We start from the raw sequence: 21564 nt of genomic DNA, 5'->3' as shown, positions 1-21564 counted from the left end.
ATGCTTGCTCGCGATGGCGGTGTATCAGACAGCAAATATGTCGAATGCCGCCCGGAGCAGCCTGGCGCCCACATTCAGAACGGAGACACCCCTATGAAAAAACTCTCTCTCCTGGCCGCAGCCACCCTGCTCAGCGCCTGCCAATCCATGCAACCTGCAGCAAAAACCAGCCTCGACGGCGAAGTGTTCTACCTGCAACGCATCGCCTTGCCGCCGACCGCCACCCTGAGCGTCAGCTTGCAGGACGTCTCCCTGGCCGACGCACCAGCGGTCGTCCTCGACGAACACAAAGGCCCGGTCAAAGGCCAGGTGCCACTGCCCTTTCACCTGAGCTACGACCCGGCGCAGGTCAAGCCCGGCCACCGTTACTCGGTCAGCGCACGCATCGAAGCGGATGGCCAGTTGCTGTTCATCACCACCGAAAATCACGCCGTGCAGCTGGATGGCAGTGATCCGCAGCCACTGAAGATTCGCGTGAACGCCGCTCGCTAAAGCCCTTTTACCCTTAGGAAGCCGCCATGCCCCCCATGATCCTCCGCTTCACCGGCCTCTTTGCAGGCTTGCTGATGTGCGCCAACGCCATGGCGCTGTCGCTCAATGACCTGTCACAAAAAGACGCTACCGGGGGTCTCAAGGACGCCCTGACCCAAGGCGCACAGCTCGCCGTCAAACAACTGGGCGCTCCAGGCGGCTTCAGTAACAACCCTGAAGTGAAAATCGAGCTGCCGGGCAAACTGGGCAAGGTCGCCAGCAAGATGAAACAGTTCGGCATGGGGGCCCAGGTCGATCAACTGGAGACCAGCATGAACAAGGCCGCTGAAACGGCCGTGGTCCAGGCCCAGCCGATTCTTGTGGATGCGGTGAAGAAGATGACGGTCGACGATGCCAAGGGCATCCTGGGCGGCGGCAATGACTCGGCCACGCAGTACCTGAGCAAAACCAGTCGCGAACAGATCCGCGTCAAGTTCCTGCCCATCGTCAAGCAAGCCACCGACCAGGTCGGCCTGGCCAAGCAATACAACGCCTTCGCCGGTCAGGCGGCTACCCTGGGTGTATTGGATGCCAAGAACGCCAACATCGAAGGCTATGTGACCGAGCAAGCGCTGAACGGCCTGTTCGAGATGATCGGCAAACAGGAAGAAACCATCCGCAACAACCCGGCCGCTGCGGCGACCAGTTTGGCGAAGAAGGTGTTTGGCAGCCTGTAAACAGTGGGAGCAAAGCTTGCTGCGGGAAGCGTTGCGACGATAGCCCTGAGGCGATCTGCGAGTGAAATCGCGTAGCATCGATCGCGAGCAAGCTTTGCTCCCACAGGGGAGGATCAGGCCGGGTCCTTCCTGATGCGGAACCATGCCGCATACAAGGCCGGCAGAAACAACAGCGTCAACGCTGTGGCCACAATCAGCCCGCCCATGATGGCAACCGCCATCGGCCCGAAGAACACGCTGCGTGACAGCGGGATCATCGCCAGCACTGCCGCCAGCGCCGTCAGCACGATTGGCCGGAAGCGTCGGACCGTGGCTTCGATGATCGCTTGCCAAGGCGTGAGCCCGGCGGCGATGTCCTGCTCGATCTGGTCCACCAGGATCACCGAGTTGCGCATGATCATCCCCGACAGGGCGATGGTCCCCAGCATCGCGACGAAGCCGAACGGCTGCCGGAATACCAACAGGAACAGCGTCACGCCGATGAGCCCCAGCGGCGCGGTCAGGAACACCATCACCGTGCGCGAGAAGCTGCGCAGTTGCAGCATCAGCAAGGTCAGTACCACCACGATAAACAAGGGTACGCCAGCCTTCACCGAGTTCTGCCCACGGGCCGAATCTTCGACGGTGCCGCCGACATCCAGCAGGTAGCCGTCCGGCAGCTCGGCGCGAATCGGATCGAGGGTCGGCATGATCTGCGCCACCAGGGTCGCCGGTTGTTCCTTGCCGTAGATATCGGCCCGAACGGTGACGTTGGGCAGGCGATTACGGTGCCAGATGATGCCCTCTTCAAAGCCGTATTCCAGCGTCGCGATCTGTGACAGCGCCACGCTGCGCCCGTTGTCGGTCGGCACGGCGAGGCTCGGCAGCAACGACAGCTCGGTACGCTCGTGCAGGGTGCCGCGCAGCAGGATCTCGATCAATTCGTTGTCTTCGCGGTACTGGCTGACGCTGGAACCGGTCAGGGAACTCTGGAGGAATTTTGCCAGGCTCGCGGTGCTCACCCCAAGCGCCCGGGCACGGTCCTGATCGACGTTGAGGTACACCACCTTGCTCGGCTCTTCCCAGTCCAGGTGCACGTTGACCACATGCGGGTTCTCGCGCACTTTCGCCGCGACCTTGCGCGCCAGGGCACGCACCTCCTCGATGTGTTCACCGGTCACCCGGAACTGCACCGGATATCCCACGGGCGGGCCGTTTTCCAGGCGCGTCACCCGCGAGCGCAAGGCCGGAAACTGCTCGTTGAGGGTCTCGATCAGCCAGGTGCGCAGGGGTTCGCGGTCTTCGATGGTCTTGGCCAGCACCACAAACTGGGCAAAGCTGGCGGCTGGCAGTTGCTGATCCAGCGGCAGGTAAAAGCGCGGTGACCCGGTGCCCACGTAAGCCACGTAACTATCGATACCGGCGTGATCCTTAAGCAGCACTTCGAGACGTTTGACCTCTTCGGCGGTGTTGCTCAGGGACGCGCCCTCGGCCAGCTTCAGGTCGACCATCAGTTCAAGGCGGCCGGACGCCGGGAAAAATTGCTGCGGCACAAACCGGAACAGCGCAATAGAGGCAATGAACAACACCACGGTTAACACGATCACGGTCTTGCGCCACCGTACGCACCACTCCACCAGGCGCCGCACGCGCTGATAGAACGGAGTGCCGTAAGGATCAGGCTGACCACTGCCGTGTTTGGCTGCGTGAATTTTCGCCAGATCAGGCAGGAGTTTTTCCCCCAGATACGGCACGAAGACCACGGCGGCGACCCAGGACGCCAGCAGTGCGATGGTCACTACCTGGAAGATCGAGCGGGTGTACTCGCCAGTGCCCGATTGCGCCGTGGCAATCGGCAGAAAGCCGGCGGCGGTGATCAGCGTGCCGGTGAGCATCGGGAACGCGGTGCTGGTCCAGGCGTAGCTGGCCGCCTTGACCCGGTCGAAGCCCTGCTCCATTTTGATCGCCATCATTTCCACGGCGATGATCGCATCGTCCACCAGCAAGCCCAGCGCCAGCACCAGGGCTCCGAGGGAGATTTTGTGCAGGCCGATGCCCAGGTAATACATGCAGGCGAATGTCATCGCCAGCACCAGGGGAATCGCCAACGCCACGACCATGCCGGTGCGCACGCCAAGGGAGAAGAAACTTACCAGCAATACGATCGCCAGGGCCTCCACCAGCACCTGGATGAATTCGCCAACGCCGGTTTTTACTGCAGCGGGCTGGTCCGAGACCTTGCGCAACTGCATCCCGGCCGGAAGATTCTTCTGGATGCGGTCGAATTCGACTTCCAGCGCCTTGCCCAGCACCAGGATGTCGCCACCGTCCTTCATCGCAACCGCCAGGCCGATGGCGTCCTGCGCCATGAAGCGCATACGCGGCGCCGGCGGGTCGTTAAAACCACGCCGTACGTCAGCCACATCGGAAATGCGGAACGTACGCTCGCCCACCCGGATTGGAAAGTTCTTTATCTCATCGACTGTCTGAAAATTCCCCGACACCCGCAGCTGCAAACGTTCACTGCTGGTTTCGAAGAACCCCGCCGTAGACACCGCATTCTGCTCTTCCAACGCTTGCTGGACTGCGGCCAGGGGCAAACCCAGGGTGGCGAGCTTGACGTTGGACAGCTCGATCCAGATCTTCTCGTCCTGCAGCCCAAGCAGCTCGACCTTGCCGACATCCTTGACCCGTTGCAGCTGGATCTGGATGCGATCGGCGTAGTCCTTGAGCACCGCGTAATCGAACCCATCGCCGGTCAGGGCGTAGATATTGCCGAAGGTGGTGCCGAATTCATCGTTGAAAAACGGCCCCTGGATGCCCGGGGGCAAGGTGTGGCGAATGTCGCTGATCTTCTTGCGCACCTGATACCACAGCTCGGGAATCTGCACCGAGTGCATGGAATCCCGGGCGATAAACGTCACCTGGGATTCTCCTGGACGAGAGAACGACACGATGCGTTCGTACTCCCCGGTTTCCATCAGCTTCTTTTCGATGCGTTCGGTAACCTGCCGCGAGACTTCCTCGGCCGTTGCGCCCGGCCAATTGGTGCGAATTACCATGGCCTTGAAAGTGAACGGCGGGTCTTCGCTCTGGCCGAGCTTGGTGTAGGAAAGCGCTCCAACCACGGCCAGCAGCAGCATCAGGAACAGTACGATCTGGCGGTTACGCAACGCCCACTCGGAAAGATTGAAGCCCATCGGGGATTACTCCTTGTCCGCCAGATTGATCACGCGGTTGGAGCGGTCCACCGGGCGCACCTGCTGCCCGTCATGCAGCACATGAACACCGGCGGCGACTACCCAATCAGTGGCGTTCAGGCCTTCCAGCACCGGCACGGTCTTCTCGCCGAAGGCGCCGACACGCACCGGGGCTTTTTTCAGGGTGTTGTTGGCGCCGAGTACCCAGACGTAGGTGGCGCCGTTTTCTGCGGTGACTGCCGAGAGCGGCACTGACAGCGATACGACGTCAGCGGCCTGGATAAACACCCGGGCGCTCTGACCGAGTTCGGCCGGTACTTTGCCGGCGGTGAAGGCAATACGCGCGGCGAACGTGCGCGACTTCGGATCGGCCGCCGGCGAGAGTTCGCGGATCCGCCCGGCAAAGCGCTGGTCAGGTTGGGTCCAGAGCTCCACGGACACCGGCTGGCCCACCTTGAACCGGCCAAAACTCTGCTCCGGAAGGCTGATCAGCACTTCCCGCTCACCATCAGTGGCCAGGGTAAACACGGTTTGCCCGGCGGCTACCACCTGCCCGACTTCCACCGCCCGCTTGGCCACCACACCGTCCTGGGGCGCCCGCAGAACGGCATAGCTGGCCTGGTTGGTCGATACGTTGAATTCGGCTTTGATTTGCTTGAGGCGCGCTTCACCGGATCGGTAAAGATTTTCGGAATTGTCGTACGCCGAACGGCTGACCATCTGACGGTCCATCAAGGTCTTGTAGCGATCACGCTCGGCACGCACCAGATTGAGATTGGCTTCGGCCGCCGCGACCTGGGCGCGGGTGGCCTCCAGTTGCAGGCGTACGTCCTGGGGATCAAGCTCCGCCAGCGGCTGATCAGCCTTGACCCGCTGCCCCTCCTCGACCAGTCGTCGAATCACCTTGCCGCCAATCCGGAAAGCCAGGTCCGGCTCGAAACGCGCCCGCACTTCACCGGGGAAACTTTCCATGGCCTGCGCCGAAGGCTCTGGCTGCACCATCATGGCCGGTCGCACCGTGACCTGAGGCGCCTCCTCATGACCGCACGCGGACAATAAAAAAGCCAGACCGACTGGCAACGCGAGGGGCAAGGCATAGCGGAACATGGTGAAGGACCTTTCGCTAATGGTGCTTGGAATAATTATACTGGCCAGTATGTTATTAATAGCAAACTCACCAGTCCAGTATTAAAGCGAAGAATGCCCAACAATCTTTCAGCCCCCAACGGCCCTGGCCGTCCCAAGGATCTGGCCAAGCGCCAGGCGATCCTCGACGCGGCGAAAAGCCTGTTCCTGAGCAACGGCTACGCGAACACCAGCATGGACGCAGTGGCGACCGAGGCCGGCGTGTCAAAGCTCACGGTGTACAGCCACTTCAACGACAAGGAAACGCTGTTTTCCGCGGCCGTCGTGGCCAAATGTGAAGAACAACTGCCGCCGCTGTTTTTCGAGTTGCCCGACGGCATCGCAGTGGAGACCGTGCTGCTGAACATTGCCCATGGTTTTCACCAACTGATCAACAGCGATGAATCGGTGAACCTGCACCGCCTGATGATGACCCTGGGCAGCCAGGATCCGAAGCTCTCGCTGATCTTCTTCGAAGCCGGCCCCGAGCGCATGCTGCATGGCATGGAACGGTTGCTGGTAAGGATCGACCAAAGCCGCGCGCTGAGCATCGATAAACCGCGCAACGCGGCCGAGCATTTCTTTTGCCTGCTCAAGGGCGCAGGGAATTTTCGCCTGCTGTATGGCTGCGGCGCGCCGCTGGCCGGGGAGGCCGCGGAAAGCCATGTGCGGGAGGTGGTGGGGTTGTTTATGCGGGCTTATCGGCCGGATTCAGTCTGAGTTATGTGCAGCAAGGACCGGCCCCATCGCAGGCAAGCCCGCTCCCACAGGAGGTCTGTGATTTAACACGAATCCCTGCGGGAGCGGGCTTGCCCGCGAAAGGCGCAACCCGGTCTCAGGACTTGAGCGCCTTCTTCGGATAAATATCATACCGACTCGATTTCCCGTCCAGCGCATGGCTGGGCTTGGGCCCCTCAATGCACGGTGCCTTGCGCGGGCGCTTGACCACCACGCGATGGCTGGCAAGAGCTAACGCCGCTGCGAGCAAGGCCGGCGCATCCAGGTCATCGCCCACCAGTGGCCGGAACAGGCGCATCTCCTTCTTCACCAGGGCGGTTTTCTCACGATGCGGGAACATCGGGTCCAGGTAGATCACCTGCGGTGGCTCCCCCTCCCAGTTGCGCATCACCTCGATCGAGTTGCCCTTGAGCAAACGCATGCGCGCCACGATCGGCGCCACGTCGAAATCCTCCGCCGCACGCAGCAGGCCATCTTCGAGCAAGGCGCCAATCAAAGGCTGGCGTTCGATCAGGCTCATCTCGCAACCCAGACTCGCCAGGACAAACGCATCCTTGCCCAGCCCCGCCGTGGCATCCAGCACCCGCGGCCGCACGCCTTGGCCGATACCCACCGCCTTGGCGATCATCTGCCCGGTGCCACCGCCAAACAGGCGCCTGTGGGCCGCACCGCCTTCGACAAAATCCACCCGCACCGGCCCCGGCGCATCGGCCCCGAGCTGTTGCAGTTGCAAACCCTGCTCGCCTACCTGCAGCGCGAACTCGGCATCGGCCACCTGCAACGGCAAACCCAGGCGCTCGGCCCATTGTTCGGCCTCTGGCTGGAAGGTCGTGCCCAGGGCTTCGACATGGATGCGGCAGGCCGACGGTTGCTCAATCATGGAAAACACACTCAAAAAATTAATGATCGGCAAAAACGGCCGATAACAAAACTATCGAGCATTTTGCCAGAGCTGAGCGTCGACCGAGAAAAATGTCAGACATTCAACCCATCATCACAGGCTTTATCTCGCCCTACGGCGATTACAGCCTGCGAAACTCCCAAGCACTGAGCGGCGTCAGTCATCTGTGGCAGGATTTTTTTGCCCGGGCCCTGGCTGATCAGTCGAAGGAAGAGGTGCTCCCCGCTTCGCTGGATTTCCCGGCGGTCGACCTCGACAGCCCGGTCGAACCCACCGTGGGTAGCGACCTGCTCGCGCATATCGTTTCGCAGCGCGAATGTAACGTGCAGGACCACGTAGTACGCCCGCCCGAACCACTGTTCCTGCCAATTGCCGAGTTCGAGCTGGACCTGGTCGACAAGCCCTTCCCACCGTTCCCGGAAGAAGAAATCGTCGCCCAACAGAAACAGCAGGATTTCGAAAGCGCCTGGGTTCGCCCGATCGTGCTCAATGCTGGCCAACCGTTGGCAGACGTTGGCCCGGCGCCACAACCGCGCCTGCTGCACCTGCCCATCGCCGAATTCGAACTTGATCTGCTGGACAAGCCGTTCCCGCCTTTCTCGCCCGAAGAACTGGTGGATCAGCAGAAAAACTTCGACTTCGACATCGGCTGGGCTCGCCCGATCGTCCTGCACAACCTGCGCATCGCCGCCTGACCGTCAGCGGCACACCGACCACGGCCCGACATCCACATGAAAGTGATTGTGATGGGCGGCATTGTAATCCGGACTCAAGACCACACTGAACAGCCCACAGCCGCCATTGCGAACCTGCCGTAAAAACTGCGCGTCGCGATTATCCCCTGGCCAGTCCTTGAGCACACTGATCGTTCGCCCATCTGCCAGGCGAAAACCGGCGATGTCCAGCGCATCGGCGGACGCATGCTGGCTGCGCCTCGCATTCTCGCGCCCGTAGACGTTGCGACAGGCGAAGCTGCCCAGATGATCGACCCGCGCCACCGCCTGCCCATAGATCGCCTGAGCTGCAGGCTGAAGGGCATGGCGCTCGAACAGTGCGAAGGTCACGGCCAATGGGCAACTGGCGAGGAAACTGCTGCTCAACGCGACCTCGCCGCCCTGTATGCGCAAGGTATTAAGCAGCGGGCAGGTCGCGTCGGGGCTATCGGCCTGGCGGTTCACGCGCAAGCCGGAAGTGGCCAGGGCCTGGTCACACAGCTGGGCATCGGCGCGCAAGCGCATGAGTTTGTAGCGCGTGAGGACATTCGGCGCAGCGGCAACGTCCAGCGGCGCCCAGGGGTTCCACTGCGGCGGTACCGCGATCCAGCCACGCCACACGCCCGCAGCGGTTGAGCCGATGATCAGCAGCAGGAACAACAGCCACCAGCGCAACCGCATCGTCAGCCCTTGAACAATTGATTGGCCTGGGCGTACGGCATGGACCTTGAGGTGAAGTCAAACGTGCCGGCCTCCTTTATCTCCCGCGCCGCACGGAAAAACTCGCCATAGGCCGCCAGAGCCAGCGCCGAACCGACGCTGATGCGCCTGACGCCCATGTCGTTCAATTGCGCGACCGTCAATTTGAGGCCACCGGACATCAGCACATTGACCGGCTTGGGCGCGACCGCACGAACCACCGCCAAGACCTCCTCGGCACTGCGCAGCCCGGGTGCATACAGCACGTCGGCGCCCGCTTCAGAAAACGCCTGCAGACGGTGGATCGTATCCGCCAGGTCCGGATTGCCGTGCAGGAAGTTTTCCGCCCGGGCCGTCAGCGTGAAGGCAAAGGGCAAGCTGCGAGCGGCTGATACTGCCGCTTCGATCCGCGCCACGGCATGTTCGAAACAATAAATCGGCGCGTCATCGCGGCCCGTCGCGTCTTCGATCGAGCCGCCAACAGCCCCGGCCTCTGCCGCACGCAGAATACTTTGCGCACAGGCGGCGGGATCATCGGCAAAGCCGTTCTCCAGATCGACCGCCACTGGCAGGTCCGAGGCCGCGACGATCGCCCGGACATTGGCCAGGGTGTCATCCAGGCTCAGTCCGCCGTCCGGGCGAGCATTGGAGAAGGCATAACCGGCGCTGGTGGTGGCCAGGGCCTGGAACCCCAGGCTGGCGAGCATTTTCGCCGAACCGGCGTCCCACGGATTGGGAATCACGAAAGCCTTGTCGCGTTCATGCAGCGCTTTGAACGCCTGGGCTCGAAGGGTTTGCGCATCCATTGGCAGGCTCCTGGAAAAGACGACTCACGCCTCAGAGCAAACCAAGTTGTTCGGCGGCGGGCTCTCTGTATAGCTCAGGCAGCGCCGGCAGACCAGGTAAACGCAGCATCAGTTGAGTGTGGAAACGTTGCGCGAGTTTCGCCGCCAGCAGGTTGTCGGCGGTGTGCAGGAAGATATAAGGCGTGCGGCCCTCCTCGATCCACTGCGCAATTTTTTCCACCCAGGGCACCAGGAACGGATCATTCGCTTCCAGCTGTGGATGACCAATGAAGCGCACCTGTGGGCACTGTGTGAACGCCGCCGGGCGAGTCGCCACGTTGGGCTTCTTAGCCTGGGCGTCGAGCACGGCAGGATCGGTCGAGGTGCAACTGAACAGTGCCCGTGGATCGAGGCAGATACGTTCGATGCCACGATCGCGCAACAATCGATTGAGAATGCGTTCGCTGTCGCCCTTGGCGAAGAACTCCCGATGGCGCACCTCCACCGCCAGTGGCCGCTCCAACGCATCAATGAAACCCGCCAGTTCGGGCAGGCGTTGCGGTGTGAAGCTTTTCGGCAGTTGCAGCCACAGTGGCGAGACTCGTTCACCCAAGGGGCTGAGCAGTTGCAGGAAAGTCTCGGCCGCAGTCAGCTGTTCACGCAGGTCGCCGCTGTGGCTGATGTCGCCGGGGAATTTGGCAGTAAAGCGAAAGTGCTCGGGCATGGTGTCGGCCCAGCGCTGCACAGTACTGGCAGCCGGGCTGGCGTAGAAGGTTGTATTGCCTTCAACCGCATTGAACACCTGGGAATAAAGCGACAGGAACTCGGCAGGCCGGGCATCTTGCGGATAGAAGTAATCGCGCCAGGCGTTTTCACTCCAGGACGGGCAACCGAGGTAATACGGCAGCCGCATCAGATGTACAGGTCGAGGCCCAGCACGTCTGCATCCCAATCGACGAAACCGGCAGTGCTGAGGTAGCTGGCAAGGGCCATTGCGACGCTCTTGCTCATGGCGCGATGGTAGATCATGTCCTGCTGACGCGCCGGAAGATTACCCAGGCGTTGCGCGCCAGCTTTGGCGGCGCGGGCGGCCATTTGCTCTTCGGATGGATATTCCAGCTCACCGTCGATATCGACCGGCTCGTCCTGCACCACAGTGCTCTTACGCTGTTGGCGCTTGATGGGGTAGGACTGAGAGGAAAAGCCGTCTATACGCATAAAGTCATGCTCGGTATCGATGATGGCAGTTTAGTGGCGCGCAGGGCTCTTCGCAAACTGCCGAATGATAACTAGAACACAAAAAAGGCAAAAGGTTTAAACATGGAAGATGGAAACTGACGATTGGCTGTGTCTGCGAGGCCGTCTTCGCGGGCAAGCCCGCTCCCACAGGAGGCATGTCGCACACAAGTTCAGTGACAACTCGCAATCTGTGGGAGCGGGCTTGCTCGCGGAGAAACCACCGCGATTCAAGCTTATCTTGCTTTGGGCGTCGCCACTTTATCGCGCAAATAAACCGGCTGCGCCTCATCCGCCACGATGGCTTCACCGCGCGCCCAGGCAAATCTGGCCAGCGTCAGCAGGTCTTCAGCGTGGGGCAACATGCCCGCATCCTGCCCGCTCGGATTGACGGCTATGCGCTCGGCATAGCCCCAACCGGTACCCGCACCGAACCACTCGCCGCTGGCATCGGCAGGCAACGCTGCCGCTTCCGGCGCCAGCACCGCTTCGGCACCGACCAGGCGCATCTCCCCCGCTGTCTCGCGGTAGCAACCCCAATACACTTCATCCATGCGCGCGTCGATAGCCGCGGCCACCTGGCTCACGCCATGCTCGCGCAAGGCCCGCTGCGCCAGCACTGCCAGGTTGGATACCGGCAGTACCGGGCGATCCAGGGCAAAGGCCAGGCCCTGGACCACGCCGATGGCGATCCGCACGCCGGTAAATGCTCCCGGCCCCCGGCCAAATGCGATGGCGTCGACCGCCTGCAGCGTGGTCCCGGCGTCTGCCAGCAACTGCTGAATCATCGGCAACAGCTTTTGCGCGTGCAGGCGCGGGATCACCTCGTAATGGCTCGTGACCTTGCCGTCATGCAGCAAGGCAACAGAGCAGGCTTCAGTCGCGGTGTCCAGGGCCAGCAAGGTGCTCATCGATGTTTCCGTAAGAGAGTCAGAAAAAGTGCGCCAGTATAAACAACTACGGCCCGCAAGCGGGCCGTAGAAGATCAAACGCAGATCAGCTCAGGGCTTCAAGCACCTTGCCGGTTATCGCTTCGACGGAGCCGACGCCAGCAATGTGGCTGTACTTCGGCTTGCCATCGGTTTCAGCCGACAGCTTCTGGTAGAAAGCCACCAGCGGTTTGGTCTGGGAATGGTAGACCGACAGGCGATGACGAACGGTTTCTTCAGTGTCGTCCTTGCGCTGCACCAGGTCTTCACCGGTGATGTCGTCTTTACCGGCAACTTTCGGCGGATTGTAGACGGTGTGGTAGACGCGGCCGCTGGCCTCGTGAACACGGCGACCGGCGATGCGCTGAACGATTTCTTCGTCGTCAACGGCGATCTCGACCACGTGATCCAGCTCCACGCCGGCTTTGACCAGCGCTTCAGCCTGAGGAATGGTGCGCGGGAAACCGTCGAACAGGAATCCGTTGGTGCAGTCAGCCTGGCTGATGCGTTCCTTGACCAGGTTGATGATCAGGTCGTCGGAGACCAGACCGCCGCTGTCCATGACGCTCTTGGCGATCAGGCCCAGCTCGGTGCCAGCCTTGACCGCTGCACGCAGCATGTCGCCAGTGGAGATTTGCGGAATGCCGAATTTCTCGGTGATGAACTTCGCCTGAGTACCTTTACCGGCCCCGGGAGCTCCCAGCAGAATGACGCGCATCGATGTGCTCCTCAATTTTTTATATGGATAACGTCAGATTCGCCTCATGGGGCCAATCTCAAAAATAGGGTCGTGACCGCCCAAACGGCCAAAGGCTGCTCAAGATACACAGCAGTTCCTGCCCACACAAGCCGCCGAAAGTCGGAGAAACCCACGCCTTGCGTGACTTTGCGACGGGGTACCCCAAGTCGCAACCCCATCACTAACTGTCGCCTGACCGCACTTTCGCGCGACTCGGCGGCAGGCATCCGCCACCCGCTGCAGGTGCCGGACGCCACCGCAAAATGTTAGCCGGTGTTACGCAAACCAGCGGCAATCCCCGCCACAGACACCAGCAGCGCCTGTTCTACCGGGCTGCCTTGAGTGACTTCCTGCTGCCGGGAGCGCGCCAGCAACTCCGCCTGTAATAGATGAAGCGGGTCGAGGTAGGTGTTGCGCAAGCGGATGAATTCGAGGGTGGCCGGGCTATGCGCCAGCAGTTGGGACTGACCGGTCAGCCCCAGGACCACCGCGCAGGCCTGCGACAATAGGTCGCGTAAATGCGCACCTAGTGGCAGCAGATCCGGCTCCACCAGACGCTCGTCGTAAGACCGGGCGATGTCCGCATCGGCCTTGGCCAGGACCATCTCCAGCATATCGATGCGCGTGCGGAAGAACGGCCACTGCTCGCGCATCTGCCCCAGCAACTCACCTTCGCCGCGCTCCAGCGCCTTGCTCAGTGCCGCTTCCCAGCCAAGCCAGGCTGGCAACATCAGTCGGGTCTGGGTCCAGCCGAAGATCCAGGGAATGGCCCGCAGGCTTTCAATACCACCCGCGCGTCGCTTGGCCGGGCGACTGCCCAACGGCAGGCGACCGAGCTCCTGCTCCGGGGTGGACTGGCGGAAATACTCGACGAACTGCGGATTTTCCCGCACCACTGCGCGATAGGCTTTCACGCCATCAGCGGCCAGTTCGTCCATCAGATCGCGCCAGGCCGGCTCCGGCGGTGGCGGTGGCAACAACGTTGCCTCCAGCACGGCCGCCAGGTAGAGGTTGAGGTTCTGTTCGGCGATATCCGGCAGGCCGAATTTGAAGCGGATCATTTCCCCCTGCTCGGTGGTGCGGAACCGCCCCGCGACCGAACCCGGCGGCTGCGACAGAATGGCTGCGTGAGCAGGACCGCCGCCACGTCCAACGGTGCCACCGCGGCCGTGGAACAACAGCAGCTCCACCTGCTGCTCGCGGCAAATATCGACCAGGCGTTCCTGCGCGCGATACTGCGCCCAGGCGGCCGCCGTGGTACCGGCATCCTTGGCCGAGTCGGAGTAGCCAATCATGACTTCCTGCGGGCCGTGCAGGCGTGAACGATAGCCTGGCAGGAGCAACAGTTTTTCGATCACCGGGCCGGCGTTATCCAGGTCGGCGAGCGTCTCGAACAGCGGCACTACACGCATCGGCCGCAATACCCCGGCCTCCTTGAGCAGCAGCTGCACGGCCAGCACGTCCGAGGCGGCGCCGGCCATGGAGATCACATACGAGCCCAGCGAAGCGCCCGGCGCGGCGGCGATTTCCCGGCACGTGGCCAGTACTTCGGCGGTGTCGGCCGATGGCTTGAAGTACGCCGGCAACAATGGTCGACGGTTGCCCAGCTCGCGCATCAGGAAGTCGATGCGCTCTTCTTCAGTCCAGTCCTCGTAGCGCCCCAGGCCCAGGTAATCGGTGATTTCGGTCATGGCCGACGAATGCCGCGAGGAGTCCTGGCGTACATCCAGGCGTACCAGGAACAGCCCGAACGTCACCGCTCGGCGTAGACAATCGAGGAGCGGTCCATCGGCAATCACGCCCATGCCGCACTCGTGCAGCGACTGATAACACAGCTGCAGCGGACCTAGCAGGTCGCGGTTGTCCTGCAGCACATCAGCCGTTGCCGGTGTGCTGGCTGTCAGGGATGCATGCGCCCAGTTACGCGTTGCCCGCAGACGTTCACGCAGTTGCTTGAGCACCGCGCGGTAAGGTTCGGCGCTGTCGCCGGCCTTTGCCTTGAGCCCATCGCTGGCCTGCTGCATCGACAGCTCCGCTGCCAGTTGATCGATGTCACGAACGTACAGATCCGCCGCCATCCAGCGCGCCAGCAGCAGCACTTCGCGGGTGACCGCCGCCGTGACATTCGGGTTGCCGTCGCGATCGCCGCCCATCCAGGAAGCAAAGCGAATCGGCGCAGCTTCCAGCGCAAGGTGCAGGCCGGTGGCGTCGTGCAGGGCCTTGTCGGCCTTGCGCAGATAATTGGGAATGGCTTGCCACAGCGAGTGCTCGATGACCGCAAAACCCCATTTCGCTTCGTCCACCGGGGTCGGGCGGGTGCGGCGGATTTCCTCGGTGTGCCAGGCTTCGGCGATCAGGCGTTGCAATTTGACCTGGATCTGCTCGCGCTCGGCGCTGGTCAGGTCGCGATGGTCCTGAGCCGCCAACTGCTCGGCGATGGCGTCGTATTTCTGGATCAGGGTACGGCGTGCCACCTCCGTCGGGTGCGCGGTCAGCACCAGCTCGATCTCCAGCCGCCCCAACTGCCGCGCCAGCGCTTCGGCACCATGACCTTCGGCCCGTAAGCGAGCGAGCAACTCCGGCAATACCCGGGCCTCGAAAGGTGCCGGTTGGGATTCCTCGCGTCGGTGGATCAGTTGGTACTGCTCGGCGATATTGGCCAGGTTGAGAAACTGGTTGAACGCCCGCGCAACCGGGAGCAATTCATTTTCGCTCAACTGGTTGAGGCTGGCGCTCAGCTCGGCGTCCATCGAACCGCGCCGGTCGGCCTTGGCCCCCTTGCGAATCTGCTCGATCTTGTCGAGGAAGCCGTCGCCATACTGCTCGCGAATGGTGTTGCCCAACAGCTCACCCAGCAGGTGAACATCCTCGCGCAAGCGTGCATCAATATCGGTCATCAGCAGTTCTCCAGCAAAAAATCCGGGCGGCCAGGAACCTCAAGAGTGCCGCTCCAGACTGTTTCTGACAAGCAGACGACGAAGGGACTGTAAACCTTTGGGGTTGAAGCTAGTCTGAAGAGTAAGCCGTACAACGGCTTGCCGCCCCTCACCGGCGGATACTCTCCGGCCTGCCACGAGCAGGCGCGCAATGAGGTTGTCATGAAAATTCGCGAGCTCGCCCAGCATTGGGAAGAAAATGCCAAAGGTCGCCTGACCGACACCGGTTACAAGATTCACCTGGACGTGGAAGCGGCCGCGAGACTGGCGGCCATCACCGAAATGTACCCCAAGCGCCAGCCCGAAGAACTGCTCGGGGAGCTGATCGGCGCCGCGCTGGAGGAGCTTGAGAAAAGCTTCCCGTATGTGAAGGGATCGACCGTCGTGGCAACCGACGAAGAAGGCGATCCATTGTACGAAGACGTCGGCCCGACCCCACGTTTCCTGGCGCTGTCGCGCAGGTATTTGCATGATCTGGCGAGCGGTGGCGACGAGCCCAAACACTGATCATCGTTCCCGAGAATGCAGGTGATCCCTGTGGAAGCGGGCTTGCTCGCTCCCACATTAGCCCGAGAATACCTCTGCGCCCCCCACAAAGTTCCACCTCCAAAACCATGACCAATCGGTCAGGTATTTTTTCCGGCGATTGGCCATCTCTTCTGAACTTTTGAAAAAGCGCTCGGGTCGTACCCAGTAACCACGCCTGGGACGGCCGTTTCAAAACGCCTCTTAACATCGACGGTACGGCTCCATGCCCAGGATGGATTTTCAAGTTTTTCAGGAGCATTTCCAATGGAGTTGAAGACCATGAAGACCAGCATCGCCAAATCCTCGTCTACTCACCTGCGCGGTCTGAAAATGGCTGCACTGGCAATCGGCACCAGCTTCGTTCTGGCCGGTTGCGCAGGCAATCCGCCGACCGAGCAGTTCGCCGTGACTGAATCGGCCGTCAATAGCGCCGTCAGCGCCGGCGGTACCGAATTCGCAGCCGTGGAAATGAAATCGGCTCAGGACAAACTCAAGCAGGCCGAGCTGGCCATGCATGACAAGAAGTACGCCGAAGCCAAGGTTCTGGCTGAACAAGCCGAGTGGGACGCCCGTGTAGCGGAACGCAAAGCGCAGGCAATGAAGGCCGAACAGGCAGTCAAGGACTCTCAGAAAGGTGTTCAGGAATTGCGTCAGGAAAGCCAGCGCACCGTGCAGTAAGCGCGCATCCAGACCCCAGACCTGAAGCTCTAATCGATAGAAAGGACGACTTATTATGCGTAAACAATTGATGATCCCCGCTCTCCTGGCCGCAAGCGTTGCACTGGCAGCCTGCTCCACTCCGCCTAACGCGAACCTGGAAAACGCCCGCACCAACTACACCGGCCTGCAAACCAACCCGCAGGCCAGTAAAGTAGCGGCGCTGGAAACCAAGGAAGCCAGTGACTACCTGGACAAGGCAGACAAGGCTTACCTGAACAAGGAAGACGAGTCGAAAGTCGATCAGCTGGCTTACCTGACCAACCAGCGCGTCGAAGTGGCGAAGCAGACCATCGCCCTGCGCACCGCCGAAGCCAACTTGAAAAACGCTTCGGCCCAACGTGCCCAGGCTCGTCTGGATGCCCGTGACGCGCAGATCAAGCAGCTGCAGGACAGCCTGAACGCCAAGCAGACCGATCGCGGTACGCTGGTGACCTTCGGTGACGTGCTGTTCGCCACCGACCGTGCCGACCTGAAATCCAGCGGCTTGGTCAACATCAACAAACTGGCTCAGTTCCTCCAGGAAAACCCGGACCGTAAAGTGATCGTCGAAGGCTACACCGACAGCACCGGTACCGCGTCGCATAACCAGTCGCTGTCCGAGCGCCGTGCGGCTTCCGTGCGCACTGCCCTGGTGAAAATGGGCGTTGATCCAGCGCGCATCGTTGCTCAGGGTTATGGCAAGGAATACCCGGTTGCCGAAAACGGCAACGCTTCGGGCCGTGCCATGAACCGTCGTGTTGAAGTGACCATTTCCAATGACAACCAGCCGGTCATGCCGCGCTCGGCCGTCAGCGCTAACTAAGCTTTACGCAGTGACACAAAAGCCCCGCCTGATCTGATCAGGCGGGGCTTTTTGTTGAAGATCAAAAGATCAAAAGATCGCAGCCTGCGGCAGCTCCTACGGGGTTGTTGCAGCTGGCGAGGGCGTCAGGGTTCGAGCTTTTGCGGAGTTTCCCCGCCCACACAACGCACTGCCTTCTTCTTGTTGTCTACCAGCACGCCGGTCAGGCCTTTCTGCTCGGTGTCGAACATGACCAGCACGCCATCGATGCACTGGGCCACTTGCGCGGCCGGCTGCAGGGAAATCTTGTAGTCTTCGCCGGGCACGGTCTTGAGCATGGTGAACTCGCTCAGCAGCAGTGCATCCTCGGGTTTGGCAAAGTGCAGGTAGCCGTACCACCACAGGGCACCCACAGTGCCGAGGATGCTGCAGATACCGGTGATGATCAGCGGGATGGCGTTACGTTCTTCACTCATTACGGACTCTCTGGTGGTTCATCTTCAGAATTCGGGGGCGCCGGGTAATTCGGGATTTCGCCCAAGCGGCGCAGGCCGTCGAAATGTTGCGGATCGTCAAGGTAGCGCAGCATTACCTTGCGCCAGACCGGGTCGGCAAAGGTCTGCACATGCCCACCCCGGGTCAGTTGCAGCACCCGCGGCGGCGGCGCAGCTTGATACAGACGGATGCCGTTGGAAAGAGGCACGATCGGATCGTCGATGCTGTGGTAAATCAATTTGGGCACGCCATCGAGCTGCGCCATGGAGTTGATCGCGCTGTCGCCGTCCGGCACCAGCCAGGACAACGGCACCTGCAAGGGCCAGGTCAGCCAGGAACTGCTCAGGGCAAAACGCCCGACGCTGCGGTAGCTGGCCGGCACACCGTCGAGCACAAACGCCTTGAGCTGCTTCTGGCGCTCCGGATGCTGGACCAGGTAATGCACCGCCATTGAACCACCGAGGCTCTGCCCTAAAAGGATCAACGGCTTACCCTGGACCTCAGGCGCCTGGTCAAGCCATTTGAAGGCGGCGTCGATGTCCTGGTAGATCGCCGGCAGGCTCGGTTCGCCTTCGGAAAGGCCATAGCCGCGATAGTCCAGCAGCAATACCTGGTAACCCTCTTGCGGTAACCACCAGCTGCCTCCGAGGTGCATGGGCAAATTGCCGCCATTGCCGTGCAGATGGAGCACCGTGCCCTTGACCTCGACGCCTTGCTTCGCCGGAAGCCACCAGGCATTCAGCTTGAGGCCATCGGCAGTGACCAGGGTGACTTCACGGTAGTCGAGCTTGGCTTTTGCCGGGGTGAACAGTTGACCGGGCTCAGGGTAGAACAGCAGCGAGCTGCAACCGCCGAGGGTCAGGAGAAGGCAGAGGATGCCGAGGATTCTCATCCGTTGAAGTCCCGCGTAACAAAGAAGTGTGGAATTCATCACCGATCTTGTGGGAGCAAGGCTTGCCCGCGATAGCGTTGTGTCAGTAGACCACAGCGCTGAATGTCAGATGGTCATCGCGGGCAAGCCTTGCTCCCACAGGAGCGGGTGGTGTTCTCAGAGAATGTTGGAATAATCCGCTTCAATCCGGTCCAGGCTCAAGTGATTGAGGAAGTTGGAGAAGCACATCCAGGCAGACAACGCGTTCATGTCACGGAACTGCTCCGGCAGATATTTGGGCGGCACCACCAGCCCTTCATCCACCAGCTGACGCAACGTGCGCATGTCTTCCAGGGTGGTCTTGCCGCAGAACAGCAGCGGCACCTGCTCAAGCTTGCCTTTACGCACGGCCAACTGAATGTAGTTGTAAACCATGATAAAGCCCTTGAGATAGGACAAGTCTTTGGTGAATGGCAGGCCGGTCGGCACCGAGCCGCGGAAGACCCGGCTGGCGTTGCCGTAGCTTTCGGCCATTTCGAAGCCTTGCTCGCGGAAAAACTCGAATACCTGCAGGAAGTCGGCACCCTCCTCCACCATGTGGATGGCACGAGTGCGGTTGGTCAGTTTGCGCAGGCGACTCGGGTAGGAGGCGAAGGTGATGATCTCCATCAGAATCGCCAGGCCTTCCTGGGTCACGGTCGATGACGGCGGGCCCTTGGAGAGGAAGGTGCAGATCGGCTGGTTCAGGCCATTGAGGGTGGTGCCGACATGCACCAGCCCTTCATGGACTTCCAGCGCGCGCACGTCGCGCTCGTTGAACATCGCATCGGTGCGGATCTTAATGTAATCCGCGCCGGCCGCCGCGTCCGCGACAATGCCATCGGACTCGAACACCCTGATGGTTTCCTCGGCCTCGCCGAACACTTTGCTCAGGCGGGTTTGCAGCAGGTTCACAGCGTCCTTGGCGGTTAGGATTTTAGGCTCGTCCTTGAGATCGCCACGACCGTCGATGTTGTTCAGGTAGTCCGACAGCATCAAGCCAAGGTCGGACAAGGTCGGGTCGCCGGCGTGAAACGCATCGGAGGCAGCGCCATAGAGCTCCTGGGAAATTAACCCGAAGTCCTCGGTACCGCGGGCTTCCAGCATGCGCACCACCATGCGGTATTCCTTGCACATGCGCCGCATGATCTGGCCGACCGGGTTGAACTGGCCCAGCTGCCGGGTGATGTCGCGTTCGATGTTCTGGAATTCCAGTTTCACTTTGCTGGAGTCGAAAGACAGCGGCCGATTGAGGTAGTAATCACGGTCTACCGCCGGCATCTCCTTGCCCTTGGCCTTGAGGAAACCCTTGCGGATGCCCTCGTCCCACTTCACCGCGTCGAGGACGCGAATCGGTGTCTGCGCCAGCACAATTCGATCGGACAAAATGCGTATCGTCTGCTGGTAATCGTCCACCCGAAACTCCTGTAGTAAAACCGTTAGTGCTGGGTTTATTTAGCGTTGGCCAAGCGCTGGTAGCGCACGGCTTCGACAAACACGTCGGAGTTGGCCGGGTTGTCGAGGTAGGCAAACACCTCGGGCATGCTGTTGTTGATCAGTACGCCATCACCATCATCCGTCTGGAAGCCCTGGCCGTTGAGGGTTTTCTGCCCCATGGCCTGGCTTATCTGATCCAGGTCGAGGTTGTAGACCACCAGTTCGCGCTCCTCGTTGAGTTCAAAGCCGGCGATGAGGAAGTGGCCGCCAAATTGTGCCGGCACCTTCGCCGACAGGTACCAGCGATCGCCATGGCGGGACACTGTAAACGGATAGGCCTCGCGCGCCTTGGGCCTGGCCTTGAAGTAGCTGACCGCCTGGTAACGATTGTTGCCGATGCGCGTCAGCTCCAGGTTCATGGGTTCGCCCCAGGCATTGGTGCTGGTCCATTTGCCCAACAGCCCCTTGGGCGCGGGATCACTCTGGGGCAAAGGCTCCTTGAAGGACACCAGGCAGCCACTGAGCAACAGAAACGACAAGGCGATCACAACGACACGCCAGGTTTTCATTCAATACTCCCTATGAAATCACACCACCGAGCCCCGGGGGCGCGCGTTACACCGACGCCAACACCAGGTGCATGTAACGGTTGAGGATACCGAGCATTTCAGCCTCTGCGTCAGGCTCGGCATCGTTCAGCAGGCCCTGATATTCCATCCGTCCGATAATCGCCGTCAACACCTTGGCGTCCTGTTGTGGCTCGCGGGACCCCAATACCTGAAACAGCTGACAGCTGCCCTGCAGCAGAATCTGCTGATGCGAGCGCACCAGTTCCGCCAGCCGCGGGTTCAGCAGTGCCTCTTGGCGGAACGCCTGTTCGGCCATCAGGTGCTCGCGACGATTGACCAGTTGGCGATGCACATAGTCTGCCATCAGGCGCGCAATATCGTCGGCCAGTTGCGAGCGCGACTCCGGGCTGCCGTCGCCACTGACCACCATCTCGCGCAGCAGCCCCTCGTTGTTCACCCACAGCTTGCCCATGAAAGCCGCGCTGCGTTCCACGTACTGGGCGAAGGTATCGGTGAGCAGGTCATCGATGTCCTTGAAATAGTAGGTCGTCGCCGACAATGGCACGGCCGCTTCGGCAGCCACTGCGCGATGACGCACGGCCCGCACGCCATCACGCACCACAATGCGCATCGCTGCATCGAGAATGTCCTGTCGACGCTGTTCGCTGCCCTGTCGGCTGGCCTTGCGACCCTGGTACTGAACGCTTTCAGCAACCGCAGTGGCGATACCCGCTGCACCTTCTTGAGCCATTGCACGATTCACGACAGGTCTTTCCTCTCAGATGAAAGCAATAAATTGATACGTTTGTACCAGACAGGCAATAAAAAGCCGCCCTGGTAGGCGGCTTTTTGATTAAAACTGTCTCGTCCTGAATAAGGTTTACACCTTCTGGCTTCTTATCAGGAAGGTGCAATGAATACGGGCGAAAAACGTAG

At 61.0% G+C, this 21564-nt stretch carries 22 protein-coding genes; 7 read left to right on the top strand and 15 right to left on the bottom strand.

Annotated elements, in window-relative coordinates; translation table 11 throughout:
- The first annotated feature begins 93 nt into the window (after positions 1-93).
- The gene (locus tag AAEZ05_RS26860; protein WP_045060115.1) at positions 94-492 is read left to right on the top strand and encodes a YbaY family lipoprotein; all 399 of its coding nucleotides are present in this window, start codon (positions 94-96) and stop codon (positions 490-492) included.
- A 38-nt stretch (positions 493-530) separates the two neighbouring features.
- Positions 531-1208: a DUF4197 domain-containing protein gene (locus AAEZ05_RS26855; RefSeq protein ID WP_177328562.1), complete on the top strand. Its 678-nt coding sequence runs from the start codon at positions 531-533 to the stop codon at positions 1206-1208.
- Positions 1209-1321: 113 nt separating this feature from the next.
- Here the strand turns inward: AAEZ05_RS26855 and AAEZ05_RS26850 are convergent, their stop codons facing one another.
- Positions 1322-4387: an efflux RND transporter permease subunit gene (locus AAEZ05_RS26850; RefSeq protein WP_045060113.1), complete on the bottom strand. Its 3066-nt coding sequence runs from the start codon at positions 4385-4387 to the stop codon at positions 1322-1324.
- 6 nt (positions 4388-4393) lie between these two features.
- On the bottom strand, positions 4394-5494 hold the full coding sequence (locus AAEZ05_RS26845; protein ID WP_045060112.1) for an efflux RND transporter periplasmic adaptor subunit: 1101 nt from the start codon (positions 5492-5494) through the stop codon (positions 4394-4396).
- 93 nt (positions 5495-5587) lie between these two features.
- Between AAEZ05_RS26845 and AAEZ05_RS26840 the strand changes: the two genes are divergently transcribed.
- On the top strand, positions 5588-6232 hold the full coding sequence (locus AAEZ05_RS26840) for a TetR/AcrR family transcriptional regulator (protein WP_045060111.1): 645 nt from the start codon (positions 5588-5590) through the stop codon (positions 6230-6232).
- Between the two features lie 115 nt (positions 6233-6347).
- Here AAEZ05_RS26840 and AAEZ05_RS26835 read toward each other — a convergent pair whose 3' ends face one another.
- Positions 6348-7130 carry a class I SAM-dependent methyltransferase gene (locus tag AAEZ05_RS26835; protein ID WP_209012834.1) on the bottom strand — a complete coding sequence of 261 codons (783 nt, stop codon included), beginning with the start codon at positions 7128-7130 and terminating at the stop codon, positions 6348-6350.
- 92 nt (positions 7131-7222) lie between these two features.
- Between AAEZ05_RS26835 and AAEZ05_RS26830 the strand changes: the two genes are divergently transcribed.
- Complete coding sequence (locus tag AAEZ05_RS26830; RefSeq protein ID WP_045060109.1) at positions 7223-7846, top strand: hypothetical protein; 624 nt, start codon at positions 7223-7225, stop codon at positions 7844-7846.
- A 3-nt stretch (positions 7847-7849) separates the two neighbouring features.
- Here the strand turns inward: AAEZ05_RS26830 and AAEZ05_RS26825 are convergent, their stop codons facing one another.
- From AAEZ05_RS26825 to ppc, 7 genes are all read right to left on the bottom strand, one after another.
- The gene (locus tag AAEZ05_RS26825; protein WP_045060108.1) at positions 7850-8545 is read right to left on the bottom strand and encodes an extensin-like domain-containing protein; all 696 of its coding nucleotides are present in this window, start codon (positions 8543-8545) and stop codon (positions 7850-7852) included.
- 2 nt (positions 8546-8547) lie between these two features.
- On the bottom strand, positions 8548-9369 hold the full coding sequence (locus AAEZ05_RS26820) for an isocitrate lyase/PEP mutase family protein (RefSeq protein ID WP_045060107.1): 822 nt from the start codon (positions 9367-9369) through the stop codon (positions 8548-8550).
- A gap of 31 nt (positions 9370-9400) precedes the next feature.
- Positions 9401-10261: a DUF72 domain-containing protein gene (locus tag AAEZ05_RS26815; RefSeq protein ID WP_045060106.1), complete on the bottom strand. Its 861-nt coding sequence runs from the start codon at positions 10259-10261 to the stop codon at positions 9401-9403.
- Positions 10261-10566, bottom strand: coding sequence for a hypothetical protein (locus tag AAEZ05_RS26810; RefSeq protein ID WP_045060105.1), 306 nt, complete (start codon positions 10564-10566; stop codon positions 10261-10263). The genes AAEZ05_RS26815 and AAEZ05_RS26810 overlap by 1 nt, the downstream gene beginning before the upstream one ends.
- Positions 10567-10820: 254 nt before the next feature.
- A complete protein-coding gene (gene tsaB, locus AAEZ05_RS26805) occupies positions 10821-11495 on the bottom strand; it encodes a tRNA (adenosine(37)-N6)-threonylcarbamoyltransferase complex dimerization subunit type 1 TsaB (protein WP_045060104.1) in 675 nt (224 codons plus the stop codon).
- Between the two features lie 85 nt (positions 11496-11580).
- Positions 11581-12231 carry an adenylate kinase gene (adk, locus tag AAEZ05_RS26800; protein ID WP_045060103.1) on the bottom strand — a complete coding sequence of 217 codons (651 nt, stop codon included), beginning with the start codon at positions 12229-12231 and terminating at the stop codon, positions 11581-11583.
- A 287-nt stretch (positions 12232-12518) separates the two neighbouring features.
- Positions 12519-15149 carry a phosphoenolpyruvate carboxylase gene (gene ppc, locus AAEZ05_RS26795; RefSeq protein ID WP_045060102.1) on the bottom strand — a complete coding sequence of 877 codons (2631 nt, stop codon included), beginning with the start codon at positions 15147-15149 and terminating at the stop codon, positions 12519-12521.
- A gap of 201 nt (positions 15150-15350) precedes the next feature.
- On the opposite strand from ppc, the gene AAEZ05_RS26790 reads away from it, so the two are divergent.
- The 3 genes from AAEZ05_RS26790 (at position 15351) to lptF (ending at position 17238) form a co-directional block, all read left to right on the top strand.
- A complete protein-coding gene (locus AAEZ05_RS26790; protein ID WP_350600684.1) occupies positions 15351-15695 on the top strand; it encodes a pilin assembly protein in 345 nt (114 codons plus the stop codon).
- A 285-nt stretch (positions 15696-15980) separates the two neighbouring features.
- Positions 15981-16394, top strand: a complete 414-nt coding sequence (locus AAEZ05_RS26785) for a DUF4398 domain-containing protein (protein ID WP_045060761.1) — start codon at positions 15981-15983, stop codon at positions 16392-16394.
- Between the two features lie 55 nt (positions 16395-16449).
- Positions 16450-17238, top strand: a complete 789-nt coding sequence (gene lptF / locus AAEZ05_RS26780; RefSeq protein WP_045060762.1) for a lipotoxin F family OmpA-related lipoprotein LptF — start codon at positions 16450-16452, stop codon at positions 17236-17238.
- Positions 17239-17363: 125 nt separating this feature from the next.
- Here the strand turns inward: lptF and AAEZ05_RS26775 are convergent, their stop codons facing one another.
- From AAEZ05_RS26775 to AAEZ05_RS26755, 5 genes are all read right to left on the bottom strand, one after another.
- Positions 17364-17693: a PA3694 family proteiin gene (locus AAEZ05_RS26775; RefSeq protein ID WP_045060763.1), complete on the bottom strand. Its 330-nt coding sequence runs from the start codon at positions 17691-17693 to the stop codon at positions 17364-17366.
- The gene (locus AAEZ05_RS26770; protein WP_045060764.1) at positions 17693-18604 is read right to left on the bottom strand and encodes an alpha/beta hydrolase; all 912 of its coding nucleotides are present in this window, start codon (positions 18602-18604) and stop codon (positions 17693-17695) included. Before AAEZ05_RS26770 ends, AAEZ05_RS26775 begins: the two co-directional genes overlap by 1 nt.
- 156 nt (positions 18605-18760) lie before the next feature.
- Positions 18761-20038, bottom strand: coding sequence for a flavohemoglobin expression-modulating QEGLA motif protein (locus tag AAEZ05_RS26765; RefSeq protein ID WP_045060765.1), 1278 nt, complete (start codon positions 20036-20038; stop codon positions 18761-18763).
- Between the two features lie 35 nt (positions 20039-20073).
- On the bottom strand, positions 20074-20628 hold the full coding sequence (locus AAEZ05_RS26760) for a hypothetical protein (RefSeq protein WP_045060766.1): 555 nt from the start codon (positions 20626-20628) through the stop codon (positions 20074-20076).
- A 46-nt stretch (positions 20629-20674) separates the two neighbouring features.
- Positions 20675-21391 (bottom strand): TetR/AcrR family transcriptional regulator, encoded by a 717-nt coding sequence (locus tag AAEZ05_RS26755; protein ID WP_205893153.1) that lies wholly within the window; start codon positions 21389-21391, stop codon positions 20675-20677.
- Positions 21392-21564: the final 173 nt, after the last annotated feature.

It is taken from the genome of Pseudomonas sp. HY13-MNA-CIBAN-0226, from assembly GCF_040310305.1.
In the GTDB taxonomy this organism is placed as follows: Bacteria; Pseudomonadota; Gammaproteobacteria; order Pseudomonadales; family Pseudomonadaceae; genus Aquipseudomonas; species Aquipseudomonas gregormendelii.
This window is presented reverse-complemented; position numbering and strand designations above follow the sequence as displayed.

Excerpts from the sequence above, each read along its gene's own strand:
- AAEZ05_RS26860 (WP_045060115.1), top strand. The coding sequence starts at position 94 with ATGAAAAAACTCTCTCTCCTGGCCGCAGCCACCCTGCTCAGCGCCTGC.
- AAEZ05_RS26850 (WP_045060113.1), bottom strand. The coding sequence starts at position 4,387 with ATGGGCTTCAATCTTTCCGAGTGGGCGTTGCGTAACCGCCAGATCGTA.
- AAEZ05_RS26845 (WP_045060112.1), bottom strand. The coding sequence starts at position 5,494 with ATGTTCCGCTATGCCTTGCCCCTCGCGTTGCCAGTCGGTCTGGCTTTT.
- AAEZ05_RS26840 (WP_045060111.1), top strand. The coding sequence starts at position 5,588 with ATGCCCAACAATCTTTCAGCCCCCAACGGCCCTGGCCGTCCCAAGGAT.
- AAEZ05_RS26835 (WP_209012834.1), bottom strand. The coding sequence starts at position 7,130 with ATGATTGAGCAACCGTCGGCCTGCCGCATCCATGTCGAAGCCCTGGGC.
- AAEZ05_RS26830 (WP_045060109.1), top strand. The coding sequence starts at position 7,223 with ATGTCAGACATTCAACCCATCATCACAGGCTTTATCTCGCCCTACGGC.
- AAEZ05_RS26825 (WP_045060108.1), bottom strand. The coding sequence starts at position 8,545 with ATGCGGTTGCGCTGGTGGCTGTTGTTCCTGCTGCTGATCATCGGCTCA.
- AAEZ05_RS26820 (WP_045060107.1), bottom strand. The coding sequence starts at position 9,369 with ATGGATGCGCAAACCCTTCGAGCCCAGGCGTTCAAAGCGCTGCATGAA.
- AAEZ05_RS26815 (WP_045060106.1), bottom strand. The coding sequence starts at position 10,261 with ATGCGGCTGCCGTATTACCTCGGTTGCCCGTCCTGGAGTGAAAACGCC.
- AAEZ05_RS26810 (WP_045060105.1), bottom strand. The coding sequence starts at position 10,566 with ATGCGTATAGACGGCTTTTCCTCTCAGTCCTACCCCATCAAGCGCCAA.
- tsaB (WP_045060104.1), bottom strand. The coding sequence starts at position 11,495 with ATGAGCACCTTGCTGGCCCTGGACACCGCGACTGAAGCCTGCTCTGTT.
- adk (WP_045060103.1), bottom strand. The coding sequence starts at position 12,231 with ATGCGCGTCATTCTGCTGGGAGCTCCCGGGGCCGGTAAAGGTACTCAG.
- ppc (WP_045060102.1), bottom strand. The coding sequence starts at position 15,149 with ATGACCGATATTGATGCACGCTTGCGCGAGGATGTTCACCTGCTGGGT.
- AAEZ05_RS26790 (WP_350600684.1), top strand. The coding sequence starts at position 15,351 with ATGAAAATTCGCGAGCTCGCCCAGCATTGGGAAGAAAATGCCAAAGGT.
- AAEZ05_RS26785 (WP_045060761.1), top strand. The coding sequence starts at position 15,981 with ATGGAGTTGAAGACCATGAAGACCAGCATCGCCAAATCCTCGTCTACT.
- lptF (WP_045060762.1), top strand. The coding sequence starts at position 16,450 with ATGCGTAAACAATTGATGATCCCCGCTCTCCTGGCCGCAAGCGTTGCA.
- AAEZ05_RS26775 (WP_045060763.1), bottom strand. The coding sequence starts at position 17,693 with ATGAGTGAAGAACGTAACGCCATCCCGCTGATCATCACCGGTATCTGC.
- AAEZ05_RS26770 (WP_045060764.1), bottom strand. The coding sequence starts at position 18,604 with ATGAGAATCCTCGGCATCCTCTGCCTTCTCCTGACCCTCGGCGGTTGC.
- AAEZ05_RS26760 (WP_045060766.1), bottom strand. The coding sequence starts at position 20,628 with ATGAAAACCTGGCGTGTCGTTGTGATCGCCTTGTCGTTTCTGTTGCTC.